General features: G+C 74.7%; 6 protein-coding genes. 5 read left to right on the top strand and 1 reads right to left on the bottom strand.

The genetic code is table 11. From position 1 onward, the window contains the following. Positions 1 to 237: type II toxin-antitoxin system Phd/YefM family antitoxin (locus tag BLR04_RS39745; protein WP_218129027.1), on the top strand; the 237-nt coding region annotated here is incomplete at its 5' end. A 40-nt stretch (positions 238 to 277) separates the two neighbouring features. Here the strand turns inward: BLR04_RS39745 and BLR04_RS17920 are convergent. Next, the gene (locus BLR04_RS17920) at positions 278 to 472 is read right to left on the bottom strand and encodes a hypothetical protein (RefSeq protein WP_090766083.1); all 195 of its coding nucleotides are present in this window, start codon (positions 470 to 472) and stop codon (positions 278 to 280) included. A 1,002-nt stretch (positions 473 to 1,474) separates the two neighbouring features. Between BLR04_RS17920 and BLR04_RS17915 the strand changes: the two genes are divergently transcribed. Genes BLR04_RS17915 through BLR04_RS17900 form a run of 4 tightly spaced genes read left to right on the top strand, consistent with a single transcriptional unit; the run spans position 1,475 to position 13,277 of the window. Beyond that, the gene (locus tag BLR04_RS17915) at positions 1,475 to 2,659 is read left to right on the top strand and encodes a thioesterase domain-containing protein (protein ID WP_090766079.1); all 1,185 of its coding nucleotides are present in this window, start codon (positions 1,475 to 1,477) and stop codon (positions 2,657 to 2,659) included. Positions 2,660 to 2,672: 13 nt separating this feature from the next. After that, the gene (locus BLR04_RS17910) at positions 2,673 to 7,601 is read left to right on the top strand and encodes a non-ribosomal peptide synthetase (protein WP_245740312.1); all 4,929 of its coding nucleotides are present in this window, start codon (positions 2,673 to 2,675) and stop codon (positions 7,599 to 7,601) included. Further along, positions 7,598 to 13,084, top strand: a complete 5,487-nt coding sequence (locus tag BLR04_RS17905; RefSeq protein WP_090766076.1) for a type I polyketide synthase — start codon at positions 7,598 to 7,600, stop codon at positions 13,082 to 13,084. The genes BLR04_RS17910 and BLR04_RS17905 overlap by 4 nt, the downstream gene beginning before the upstream one ends. A gap of 1 nt (position 13,085) precedes the next feature. Further along, positions 13,086 to 13,277, top strand: coding sequence for an MbtH family protein (locus tag BLR04_RS17900; RefSeq protein ID WP_090766073.1), 192 nt, complete (start codon positions 13,086 to 13,088; stop codon positions 13,275 to 13,277). The last annotated feature ends 8 nt before the right edge of the window (positions 13,278 to 13,285 follow it).

Raw genomic sequence — 13,285 nt, 5'->3', positions numbered from 1 at the left:
CGGCGTCGGGTAGAGGCGGAAGTTGTACCGGAGCTGCATGGTAATAAGTGTACCCTTCGATCTATGGATGTTCGCATGGGTATTCGAGAAACCAGGGAACGACTCGGTGACCGAGTCAACGCCGCCCACTATCTTGGTGAGGCCACCATCGTCGAGCGAAACGGCACACCATACGCGGTCCTGGTTCCCTACGAGTGGTGGACCAGCCGGCAAGACCATCCCGACACCTCCGAGTGACGCCGATTCGCCCAGCGGCGAATCGGCGAATCTTGCTCCGCTACGCGGGAGGGTCCGCTTCACCCCCGGCCTGAAGGCCGGAGCACTGCGGACGAACCTGGTAGCCGTGGGGGCCGGGGTCGTCGAAGGTCGGGTCGACGAGGATGCGCAGGCCGCCGAGGTCGATGACGGTCGTGGGACCGCCGAGCACGGTCGCCGCGCCGTCCTGCCGGGACAGGGGCTCGATCGTAGGCATCACGGCACACCCTCCTTCGTACGCGCTTCCTTGCGCCATACCCGCGGGAGTGCGACACACCCCGACCGGGCTTTTCCCGCGATGCTCCGGAAATGCGATACGCCGTCACTCGAAGCGGCGATGAATTCGCGTCGAGCACTTTTTCCGGCGACCCCCCCAGCGCGTTTCGCCGTACGGAAAACTCGGTCACAGGAAAAGCGGGTGCGTCGTTCACGGAAAAGGCGGCTTATCCGAGCGCCGTACCAACCCCGCACGTCGAGCCGGAGATTTAGGGGCCGGCGAGAATGCCGCGCGATTCGGCCGGTCCGATATTTGAAAGTTACACGGCTCCCTGACACCCATGACGACAACAAGTCCGAGTCGGAGTGGAACGCCGTTCGGACATGAGGGGCGCGGACGATCAGGGCACACCTTACTGAGGCCCGCGGATGTCGTTTCTGGCCGTTGTCATGACACCACAGCGGACGACGCCGCACTTCGACAGCCTCTGCCCTGTCCTTTCCTCGCGACGGGGTCCACCCGCCCGGAAGGCCGGCACGGGCCCGCGAGCCCATACCCGGCAGGTTTCGGACGACCAAATCGCCTTTATGGTAATTGGGATATCGGCCGCAATATCATCGCCGGCCAGGCGAGGCAAGACGCTGAAAGGGCTGTATTCACGTTGCCGACACGGGGTAGCGGCCTCCGGTAATCACGCCGTTGACTCCACTGGACAACGCCGATATAAGAGTGAATGTCGAACAACCGCGCGAGATCTCGCGCTATGTCGCACTACTCACACTTCTCACTATTTCGATGTTGTACTAAGGCAATTGTCGAGGAGCGCCGTAACATGGCGATTGGCGACGTTCGAATTCGGCGCCGAATCACCCTGTCGACATCGTTCACCGAGCTCACCCCGCGTGCGGTGCCCTTCCCCGGAGGGGGTGCTGGGCGATCACCGGCCAGCTAGCCGCGGCGGCGCACGATCACCACACCCGCGATCGGCGCACCGCCCGCACGATGTTCTGCCTGCCGTACGCCGGAGGAGGAGCCGCCGCCTACAACGGGCTGCTGCGCGAACTCGCCGGCCGCACCGACCTCACCGTCGTCCCCGTCCAGCTCCCCGGCCGGGAGAACCGGATAACCGAACCGCCGGCGTTCACCATCGGCGAGATCGCCGACGAGGTGGCGCCCGCCACCGGCCGGCCCTACGCGCTGTACGGCCACAGCATGGGCGCCCGGATCGCCTTCGAGGTGGCCCGCGAGCTGCGCCGGCGCGGCCTGCCGGGCCCGGCCCTCCTGTACGTGGCCGGCGCGCACCCTCCTGACCGCCGGGTGCCGCTCGCGACGACGGTGGACCTGCCCGACGACTCCTTCGTCGACCAGCTCATCCGCCGCGCGGGCGCGCTGCCCGAGCTCAGGAGCGTTCCCGAGCTGCGCGAGCTGATGATGCCCGTCCTGCGCTCCGACTTCGCCTGGATCAGGAACTACGCCTACGTCCCCGAGCCGCCGCTCGACTGCCCGATCGTGGCCTGCACCGGCCTGGAGGACGCGGAGGTCGGCCCGGCGCAGGCGCTCGGCTGGGCCAGGCACACCACGGCCGGCTTCCACCTGCGCACGCTGCGCGGCGGGCACCTCTTCGTCAAGGACGACCCCGCCGAGACGGCCGCCCTCATCGCCGCCGACCCGTCCGCCGTACCGGCAGCAGATCCCGAGCAGGACGAGCTGCACCTCTGGCTCGGCCCGCATGCCCGCCACCACGCGGTCCTGCGCCGCTACGACGGCCGGGCCGCGGTCGGCGCGAGCCACGCGGACGGCCTGACCCTCGTGGCCGCCGCGCACGCGCCGGGGGTCGGCGTCTGCCTGCTGCGCGCGGCCGACCCCGTTCGTGACGAGCTGAGCGCGGACGAGCGTCAGCAGATCGAGGACGCCGCCGAGGAGGACCGGCCGTGGCTGGCGCTGCGCGCCGTCACCGCGAAGCGGGCGCTGCTGGCCGCCTGCGGCGGGCAGGCCGACCCCGCGAGCGTCAGCTTCCCCGACCTGTCCGACCCCGGCCCCTGGCGCGCGGAGGGGCCGGGGCCGGGCCGATGGCAGGTCGTCCACCTGCCGCTGCACACCACGCGGGGCGAAGCCCTGGCAGCGGTCGCCGTGCCGCACGACAGGCCGCGGCTCAGGCTCGACGTACCGGCCGAACGCACGGGATGACGGTGGAGACGGTGTGGAGACGGTGACCGACGCGGCGCTCCTTCATGACCTCGTGCTGCGCCAGGCGGCGCGCACACCGGACGCGACGGCCGTGCGGCAGGGGGACCGCGTCCTGACCTACCGCGAGCTGGCCGGCGCCGCGTCGGCGCTGGCCCGCCGGCTGCGCGACCTCGGCGCCGGGCCCGAGACCCGGATCGGCGTCTGCCATCGCCGCACGCCCGAGCTGCTGGTGTGCGTGCTCGGCGTCCTCATGTCCGGCGGCGCGTACGTGCCGCTGGACCCCTCGCACCCGCGGCGGCGGCTCGCCGCGATCGTCGAGGACGCCGGGATCGCCACGGTCGTCGCCGACGAGGCGGGCCTCGGCCTGCTCGCCGGACTGCCGATCCACCTGGAGAAGGCGCCGGGCGGTGACGAGCCCCCTGAGCGGATGGACATCCCCGAGGGCGCCGCCGCCTACGTGCTCTACACCTCCGGTTCGACGGGACGGCCCAAGGGCGTCGTGGTGAGCCACGCCTCGGCGGTGGCCTTCGTGCGGATGGCCGGTGAGGTGTTCCAGCTCGACGCGGGGTGCCGCTCGATCGGGTTCGCCGCGCTCGGGTTCGACGTGTCCGTGCTGGACATCTTCGCCCCGCTGGCGCGCGGCGGCTCCGTGATGCTCCTCGCCGAGGAGGACCGCGTCGACCCCGTACGGCTCCAGCGGTTCCTGGAAGAGCACCGGGTGACGTGGGGCACGATCCCGCCCGCGCTGCTGCCGCTGCTCGCGCCCGAGCGGCTGCCGTGGCTGCGCGACCTGCTCACCGCCGGCGAACCCGCCGGGCCCGAGCAGGTGGCGCGCTGGACGGCCGGCGGGCGCCGCTTCCACAACTGGTACGGCCCCACCGAGACGACGGTGTGCGTCGTCGGCGCCGAGCTCTCCGGTGAGTGGGACCGGCCGCTGCCGATCGGGGCGGCGCTGCCGGGCTCGCGGGCGTACATCCTGGACGAGCGGCTCCGCCCCTGCCCGCCAGGCACCCCCGGGGAGCTGTGCGTCGGCGGGCCGCAGGTGGCCCGCGGCTACCTGAACCGGCCGGGGCTGTCGGCGGAGCGGTTCGTGCCTGACCCGTACGGCGAGCCTGGCGCGCGCATGTACCGCACCGGCGACCGCGTGGTGCTGGAGGAGGACGGCCGCATCGGCTTCCTCGGACGGCTGGACCGGCAGGTGAAGGTCCAGGGGCAGCGCGTGGAGATCGGCGAGATCGAGGCGGTGCTGCGCGCCCACCCCGCGGTGCGGCACGCGGTGGTGGACGTGGCCACCGGCGCGGCGGGGCTGAAGGAGGTGACCGCCTACCTGGCGCCCGAGGACGCGCCCGATCTCGACGGCGTACGGGCGCACTGTCTGCAGAGCATGCCCGCGTACATGGTGCCGACCAGGGTCGTACGGGTGGCGGCGCTGCCGCTGACGGTGTCGGGGAAGGTCGACCTGGCGGCGCTGCGCGCCGTCGCGCCGCCGGACGGCGCGGACCGGGCCGGAGCCCGGCCCGCCAGGGACGAGACCGAGGCAGGCGTCGCGGCGGCCTGGGCCGAGGCGTTCGGGACGGGGCTGCCGGCGCCGGACGACGACTTCTTCGTCTGCGGCGGGCACTCCCTGCTGGCCATGCGCCTCACCGCGCTGCTCAGAGCCAGGCTCGGCAAGGACGTCGGCGTCGGGGACGTGCTCGACGGGCGTACCGTGGCCGGCGTCGCCCGGCGGGTGGCGCTCGCCCCGCCCGTGCGGGAGGAGCCGCTCGCCGACGCCCCCGCCGAGCTGTCGCCGGTGCAGCGGCGGATGTGGTTCGTGGAACGGCTGGCCCCGGGCACGCCCGCGCACAACATCGCGATGGCGCAGCGCCTGTCGGGGCCGCTCGACGTCGCCGCGCTGCGCGCCGCGCTCGCGGCGGTGGCCGAGCGGCACGAGGTGCTGCGGTGGCGCGTCCCGCAGTCGGGCGGGGTGCCGGCCGTGGCCGTGTCGCCGCCCGGGCCGGTGCCGCTGCCGGTGGAGGACGTGACCGAGGCTGAGGTGGGCGAGCGGCTGGAGGCCGAGGCGCGGCTCCCCTTCGACCTCGCGGGCGGGCCGTTGTGGCGGGCCCGGCTGCTGCGGATCGCCGACGAGGAGCACGTGCTCGCCGTCACCGCGCACCACCTGGTGTTCGACGGCTGGTCGCAGCAGGTGCTCTACGACGACCTCGGGCGGGCCTACCGGGGCGAGCCGCTGCCGCCGCTGCGCACGTCCTTCGCCGGATACGTGGCCTACCTCGCCGGGCGCGACAGGGAGGCCGGGCTGGAGTGGTGGCGGGAGCACCTGGAGGGCGCGCCCGGCGTCGTGGGCCTGCCGCGCGACCGTCCGCGCCCGGCCGTGCAGACGTTCGAGGGGGCCGGCGCGACCGCCGAGGCCGGCGCGGACGTCAGCGCGGGCGTGCGGGCGCTGGCCGCGCGCCTGGGCGGCACGCCGTACGCGGTGCTGCTCACCGCGTTCGCGCAGGTGCTGCGGCGGCTCACCGGGCAGCACGACCTGGTCGTCGGGGCGCCGGTCGCCGACCGGCGCGACCCCGCGTTCCACCCGCTGGTGGGGTGCCTGGTGCAGGTGCTGCCGGTACGGCTGCGGGTCGCGGACGAGGAGCCGTTCGAGGCTCAGGTGCGGCGCTGCCAGGAGACGCTGTCCGGCACGCTGGCGCAGCTCGACGTGCATCTGGAGCGGCTCGTGGACCGGCTCGGACCTGGCCGGGACCTGTCGCGCAACCCGCTGGTGCAGGTCCTGTTCAACATGTACGACTTCACCGAGCCGCGGCTGGGCCTGCCCGGCGTCACGGCCGTCCCGCTGCCGCCCGGGCTGCCGGGGGCGCTGTTCGACCTGACGTTCTACGTCGGTGAGCGGGACGGACGGTACGTGCTGCAGGCCGTGTACAACCCGCGGCTGTTCCGCGCCGAGCGGATCGACGAGCTGCTCCGCGGCTACCTGCGGCTCCTCGGCGACCTGGTCGACGCGCCTTCGCTGCCCGTGCGGCGCGCGTCACTGCGCCCTGCCCGCGCCGCCCTCCCGGACGGCACCCGCCCACTGCCCACCTGGGACGGCCCCGGGGTGGTGGAGAGCGTGCTCGCCCACGCCACCTCCGACCGGGTGGCGGTCGCCGGAGAACAGGACGACCCGCACCACACAGCGTGGTCCTACGCCCAGCTGGCCTGTTGCGCCGGAGCGACCGCCGCGGCTGTGGCGGGGGTGGTGGGTGCCGGGGAGACGGTGGCGATCCTGGCGGCGCGCAGTCCCGAGCTGCCCGCCCTGATGCTCGGCGTCCTCGGCTCGGGAGCCCGCTGGGCGGTGCTCGACTCCGCCCTGCCGCCCGGCCGGCTCGCGGCCCAGGCCCGCGCCGCCGGCGCCCGCGCCCTGATCGCCTGCGGCGGCGTGCCCGTCCCCGCTGAGCTGGCCTGGCTCCCCCGGCTCGCCGTCCTCGGCGCGAGCGAGGGAGAGGGCGGGGGCGCACGTGTGGGCGGAGCTCCTGCTGGGGCCTTTTCTGTGGGGGCGGGGCGGCGGGGGTATCTGTCGTTCACGTCGGGCACCACCGGCGAACCCAAGCCGGTGCGCGCCCCTGAGCGGCCGCTTGCCCGGTTCCTCGCCTGGTACGCCAAGGAGTACGGCCTGACCGCGGACGATCGGTTCGCGTTGCTGGCGGGGCTGGCGCACGACCCGCTGTTGCGGGACGTCTTCACCCCGCTGACCCTCGGCGCCACCCTGTACGTCCCGAGCCAGGACCGGGTCCGCGACCCGGCGCGGCTCGCCGCCTGGCTGCGCGAGCGGGCCGTCACCGTGGCGCACCTGACCCCGCAGCTCGCCACGCTGGTCGCCGCCGCCGGGGTCGAGCTGCCCGACCTGCGGCTGGTGCTGTTCGGCGGTGACCGCCTGACGTACGCCGACGTGGCCAGGTTCGCGGCGGTGGCGCCGAAGGCCCGCCTGGTCAACACCTACGGGACGACGGAGACCCCCCAGGCGCAGGCCGTGCACGAACTCACCGCTCCCGTCACCGGCGCCGGCGATCCGGTGCCGCTCGGCCTCGGCGTGGACGGAGCGGAGCTGCTGGTGCTGGACGCCCGCGGCGCCCCGGCCGCCGTGGGCGAGCTGGGCGAGGTGGTGATCCGCAGCCGCCGCCTGGCGGACGGCTACCTGGACGACGAGCTCACCCGGCGACGCTTCACCCGCGAGCCCGACGGCGAGACCGCCCGCTACCGCACCGGCGATCTCGGCCGCCACGACCCGGACGGCCGGGTGGTCCCGGCGGGACGGGCCGACGGGCAGGTGAAGATCCGCGGCTACCGGGTCGAGCTCGGCGAGATCGAGGCGGTGCTGGCCGCGCACCCTGGCGTGCGGGCGGCCGCCGCGACGGTGGTGGACGGGCCGGGCGGACGGGTGCTGCACGCGTACGCGGTGCCGGAGAGCGCCGCCGTGCAGGCGGGAGAGCTGCGCCGGCACCTCGCCGCGGGACTGCCCGAGTACGCCGTCCCGGCGGAGCTGGTGCTGCTGCCGGTGCTGCCGCTGACCCCCAACGGCAAGGTGGACCTGGCCGCACTGCCCGCTCCTCCCCCGCGGGCCGCCGCCGGGCCCGGCCGGGAGCCGGCCACCCCGACGGAACGGCTGGTCGCGGGGGTCTGGCGGGAGGTACTCGGCCTGCCGCGGATCTCCGCCGAGGCGAACTTCTTCGAGATCGGCGGGCACTCGCTCGCCACCGCCCAGGTCCAGGCCCGCCTCGCCGCCTCGCTCGGGCGCGAGGTGCCGATCGTGGACCTGTTCCGCTTCCCCACCGTACGGACGCTGGCCGCGCACCTCGACGGCGACCAGCGACCGGCCGGATCGGATCGCGCCGCCCGGCGGGTCGCGGCGCGCCGGGCACGACCCTCAACGCGGGCCCTTCGGGCCAGACGGGAGATGGACGAATGACCGCTGCGCTGCACAACGAGGAAGAAGGGCCCGGGGTCGAGGCGATCGCGGTCGTCGGCCTGGCCTGCCGTCTGCCGGGGGCCGAGGACGTGTCCGCGTACTGGCGCAACCTCGTGGGGGGCGTCGAGTCGGTGCGGTTCTACACGCGGGAGGAGCAGGAGGCGCTCGGCGTCCCCGACTACCTGATCGACGACCCGACGTGGGTGCCTGCGTCGTCGATCGCGGCCGACTACGGCGCGCTGGACGCGGCGCTCTTCGGCATGTCCGCCCGCGAGGCGGAACTGCGCGACCCGCAGCAGCGCATGTTCCTGGAGCTGGCCGGCACGGCGCTGGACGACGCGGGCTACGATCCCGCCCGCTACGACGGCGAGATCGGCGTCTACGGGGCCATCGGGTCGGACGAGTACCAATGGCTGTACATCCGTCCGAACAAGAAGGTGTTCACCTCCGTCGGCAACCTCGCCGTCTACACCGGCAACCACCCCGACTACCTGGCCACCCTGGTGTCGTACAAGCTGGACCTGCGCGGTCCGAGCGTCACGATGCACACGGCGTGCTCCTCCTCGCTCGTCGCGCTGCACGTGGCGTGCGAGGCGCTGCGCAACGGCGAGTGCGACATGGCGCTGACCGGAGGGGCGTCCCTGGAGCTGCCCGCCGAGTGGGGCTACCACTACCACCAGGACGGCATCTACGCCCCCGACGGACACTGCCGCGCCTTCGACGCCTCCGCCGCCGGCACGATCTGGGGCGGTGGCGGCGGCATGGCCGTGCTGAAGCGGCTGTCCGACGCCGTCGCGGACGGCGACCACATCCGCGCCGTGGTGATCGGCAACGCGATCAACAACGACGGCGCCACCAAGATGGGCTTCTCCGCGCCGAGCGCCGAGGGCCAGTCGGCGGCGATCGCGCAGGCGCTGGGCGTGGCCAGGATCGACCCGCGTACCGTCACCTACGTCGAGGCGCACGGCACCGGCACCTCGCTGGGCGACCCGATCGAGGTGGCGGCCCTGTCGAGCGTGCTCGGCGCCGGCACGGACGAGGCGGGCTGGTGCGGCATCGGCTCGGTCAAGACCAACATCGGCCACCTCGGCCCGGCCGCCGGCATCGCGGGCTTCATCAAGACGGTGCTCGCGCTGGAGCACGGCATGATCCCGCCGACGCTGAACTTCGACAAGCCGAACCCGCGCATCGACTTCGGCACGAACCCGTTCCACGTGGTGTCGTCGCTGACGAAGTGGGAGACGAACGGGTTCCCGCGCCGGGCAGGGGTCAGCTCGTTCGGCATCGGCGGCACGAACGCGCACGTGGTCCTGGAGCAGGCGCCGGCCGCGCCCCTGCACACCGCCCCGCCGCGGCCGGCCCACCTGCTGACGGTGTCGGCCCGCACCCCGGCCGCCCTGGACGCCGCCGTGGCGGGGCTCGCGGCCCACCTCACCGACCGCGAGATCGACCTGGCCGACGTGGCGTACACGCTGCGGGCGGGACGTCGAACGTTCGCGCACCGGGCGGCCGTGGTCGCCACCGACACGGCCGACGCGGTCACGGCGCTGACCACTCCGCGCCGGCTGGTGAAGGGCAAGGCGGGCACGCCGAAGGTGGCCTGGCTGTTCTCCGGCCAGGGCGCGCAGTACGCGGGCATGGGCGCCGGCCTCCACCGCACCGAGCCGGTCTTCGCCGAGGCGGTCGACGAGTGCGCCGAGCTGCTGCGCGACGAGCTCGGCCTGGACCTGCGCACCCTGCTCTTCCCCGCCGACGACGAGCGCGAGGAGGCGGACGAGCGGCTGCGGCAGACGGCGCTCACCCAGCCCGCGCTGTTCACCGTCGAGTGGGCGCTGGCGCGCCTGTGGCGCTCGTGGGGCGTCGAACCCGCAGCGATGATCGGGCACAGCATCGGCGAGTACGTGGCCGCGACCGTCGCGGGCGTCTTCGCCCTGCCCGACGCGCTGCGCCTGGTGGCCGCGCGGGGGCGGCTCATGCAGAGCATGCCGTCCGGCTCGATGCTGGCGGTGCGCCAGGACCACGGGGAGGTGCGCCGTGGCCTGCCCGACGGCCTGTCCGTCGCCACCGTGAACGGGCCAGGCACGTGCGTGGTCGCCGGGCCGGACGAGCTGGTCGCCGCCTACGCCGCCCGGCTGGAGGAGGCGGGCGTGCAGCACACCGCGCTGCGCACCTCGCACGCCTTCCACTCGGCGATGATGGACCCGATCCTCGGCGACTTCCACGAGGTGGTCGCCGCGGCGGCCCGGCACGCGCCCGCCCTGCCCTTCCTGTCGAACGTCACCGGCACCTGGATCACCGCCGAGCAGGCCACGGACCCGGCCTACTGGACGCGGCACCTGCGCGAGGCGGTCAGGTTCGGCGACTGCGTGGCGACGCTCGCCGCCGAGGGCGAGTGGCGGCTGGTGGAGTGCGGCCCTGGACGCCAGCTCGCGGGCCTGGCGCGCACCCAGCTGCCGCGGACCGCGCCGGCGCCGATGGCGAGCCTGCCGGGCCCCGCCGACGCCAGGACCGACGTGGAGGTGCTCTACGCGACGGCCGGCGCGCTGTGGGCGGCGGGAGCCCCGCTGAACACCGAGGAGCTGACCGAGCCCGGCCGGCGCGTGCCGCTGCCGGCCTACCCGTACGAGCGCACCCACCACTGGGTGGAGTCGGACTTCGACCCGGAGCTGATCTTCCCCCGGCCGGCCCGCGCGGGCGCTCTGGAGCTGGAGGAGTGGTTCTCGGTGCCGGCCTGGCGGCAGGCCCCGGTCACCCCGGCCGGGACGGCCGCGCTGGCGGGCGTCCGCTGCCTGGTCTTCGCGGGTCCCGCCGCCGAGCCGCTGCTGGACGGGCTGCGCGCGGCGGGCGCCGACGTGGTCCTGGTGGTGCCGGGCATCGCCTACGGCACCGGTCCCGACGGGGTCGTGACCGTCCGCCCGGCCGAGCGCGACGACTACGAGGCGCTGCTCGCCGGGACCGGCGTGCCCGCCCGCGTCGTGCACGCCTGGGCGCTGGACGGTGCGCCCGCCGCCGCTCCCGAGCAGGCCGCCGCCGCCCAGGAGCTGGGCTTCCACAGCCTGCTGGCCCTGGTGCAGGCGCTGGCCGGCGCCGACCGCGAGGCCGGCGTGCGGCTCGACATCGTGACCGCCGGCACGCAGGGCGTCACCGGGCATGACGTGCGCCGGCCCGAGCACGCCACCGTGGCGGGCATCACCGGCGTCGTGCCGCTGGAGGCCCGCTGGCTGACGGCCCGCCACCTCGACCTGGAGTCGGGGCCGTACGACCCGGCGAAGGTGCTGGCGGAGCTCGCCGCCGAGCCGGGCGAGCCCGTCGAGGGCGTGCCGCCGTCCCCCGTCGCGTTGCGCGCGGGCCGCCGCTGGGTGCGCGGCTTCGACCCGGTGCCGCTGCCGCCGCAGGACGACCCGCTGCGCGAGCAGGGCGTGTACGTCATCACCGGCGGCCTCGGCGGCATCGGCCTCACCCTGGCCGAGGACCTCGCCCGCCGGGTCCGCGCCCGGCTCGTCCTGCTGGGACGTTCCGGGCTGCCGCCCCGCAGCGAGTGGGACGACCTCGACGGGGCGCCGGAGCGGGTGCGGCGGGCCGTGGCCGCGGTCGGCCGCATGGAGCGGGCGGGCGCCGAGGTGCTCGTGCTGGCCGCCGACGTGACCGACCCGCAGGCGCTGCGCCGGGTCAGGGCCGAGGCGCTCGACCGGTTCGGCCGCGTCGACGGCATCGTGCACGCGGCGGGGGTGCCCGGCGGCGGCATGGCCGAGGTCAAGGAGCGCGGGGCCGCCGACGCCGTCATGGCCCCCAAGATCGCGGGCACGCTGGCGCTGCACTCCGCGTTCGGGGATCTGCCGCTCGACTTCGTGCTGCTCTGCTCGTCGGTGACCGCCGTGGCGGGCGGTTTCGGCCAGGTGGACTACTGCGCCGCCAACTCCTTCATGGACGCGTACGCGCACGTGTGGCCGGGCCGGGTCGTGTCGGCGAACTGGGGCGCCTGGCTGGAGGTCGGCATGGCGGCCGAGGTCGCCGCGCCGGTGGCGTTCCGCGCCCTGCAGCGCGGCGACCGGGTGACGCGCCTGGAGCACCCGTTACTCGGCCACCGGCACGAGAGCACCGGCCGACGGCCCTGGTACGCCGCCACCCTCGCGCCCGAGACGCACTGGCTGCTGGACGAGCACCGCGTGGCGGGCGTGCCGGTGATGCCCGGCACCGGCTACCTGGAGCTCGCGCGCGCGGCGTTCGAGGCGGCCGAGCCGAGCCCGGGGGCCGGTCACGTGATCGAGCTGCGGGACGTGGCCTTCGTCGCGCCGCTGCCGGTCGCCGAGGGCGCGAGCGCCGAGGTGCGGGTGCTGTTCGCCCCCGGCGGTGACGGCCTCGACTTCGAGGTGGTCAGCGTCACCGGCGGCGAGTCCACCCTGCACGCGCGCGGCTCGGCCGCCTGGGTCGCGGCGGACGACAGCGCCCGTGAGCTGGCCGAGGCGCGGGCCCGCTGCACGCACTCCGCCGACGCGGCCGGCCTGTTCACCTCGGCGTCCGGACTGGTCAGGTTCGGCCCGCGCTGGAGCAGCCTGCGGGAGGTGCGCCTCGGCCAGGACGAGCAGCTCGCCCGGCTGGAGGCGGGGGCCGACGTCACCGCCGAGCTGACCGCCCTGCCGCTGCACCCGGCGCTGCTGGACGAGGCGACCGCGTTCGTCGCGGTCTCCGGCGAGCACTCCTTCCTCCCGCTCGGGTACGGCCGCGTCACCGTGCACGGCCCGCTCCCGTCCGTGGTGTGGAGCCACGCCCGGCTGCGCGACACCGGCGGCGGCGAGGTGCTCGCAGCCGACCTCACCCTCTACGACGACAGCGGCGCGCCGGTGGTCGCCATCTCCGACTTCGTGCTGCGGCGCATCGACCGGGAGGCGGTCAGCCGCACCGTCGGCGAGGGCGCCAGGCAGGCCGCCGAGGACGTCGCGGTCAAGGAGGAGTCGGCGACCGCGGGCGTCGCCCTCGACCTCGACGGGGCCAGGCGCGGCATCCCCCCGGCGGACGGGGCCGAGGCGTTCCGCCGGCTGCTCGCCGCGGACCTCGGCGCCCAGGTGGTCGTGAACGCGACGGCGCTGCCCGAGTTCGTGGCCGGGGTGCGCCAGCTGACCCAGGACACCGTGGCCGACGAGCTGTCCGCCGCGTCCGCCGCCGGCGAGGCCGAGGCCCTGGCGGAGGACCACGTCGCGCCCCGCAACGACCTGGAGGCCGTGCTGGCCGGGCTGTGGGGCGAGGTGCTCGGCGCCCACCGCGTGAGCGTGGAGCAGGACTTCTTCGAGCTGGGCGGCAACTCGCTCGTCGCGGTCCAGCTCATCGCCCTGATCAGGAAGAAGATCGGCGTCCGGCTGCCGATGCGCAGCCTCTTCCAGGTGCCCACCGTGGCCGGCATGGCCGCGCTGGTGGAGGAGATGCGCGGCGGCCAGGACGCCCCGGAGAAGACGATCACCCGGCTCCCCCGCGAGGAAAGGCGCTGACATGCAGGACGGCCAGTACAAGGTCGTGGTCAACGACGAGGAGCAGTACTCCATCTGGTTCGCCGACCGCCCGCTGCCCGAGGGCTGGCGGGAGACCGGCTTCGAAGGCCCGAAGGAGAGCTGCCTCGACCACATCGAGCAGGTCTGGACCGACATGCGCCCGCGCAGCCTGCGCGAGGCCATGGGGAGATAGAGGAGCGG

It is taken from the genome of Nonomuraea maritima (genome assembly GCF_900100395.1).
In the GTDB taxonomy this organism is placed as follows: domain Bacteria; phylum Actinomycetota; class Actinomycetes; order Streptosporangiales; family Streptosporangiaceae; genus Nonomuraea; species Nonomuraea maritima.
Note: the sequence above shows the minus strand (reverse complement) of the source record. Positions and strands in the feature narration are given on the sequence as shown.

Bases quoted from the DNA above. Each gene is read 5' to 3' on its own strand.
- BLR04_RS17915 (WP_090766079.1), top strand. From the start codon at position 1,475: ATGTTCTGCCTGCCGTACGCCGGAGGAGGAGCCGCCGCCTACAACGGG.
- BLR04_RS17920 (WP_090766083.1), bottom strand. From the start codon at position 472: ATGCCTACGATCGAGCCCCTGTCCCGGCAGGACGGCGCGGCGACCGTG.
- BLR04_RS17900 (WP_090766073.1), top strand. From the start codon at position 13,086: ATGCAGGACGGCCAGTACAAGGTCGTGGTCAACGACGAGGAGCAGTAC.
- BLR04_RS17905 (WP_090766076.1), top strand. From the start codon at position 7,598: ATGACCGCTGCGCTGCACAACGAGGAAGAAGGGCCCGGGGTCGAGGCG.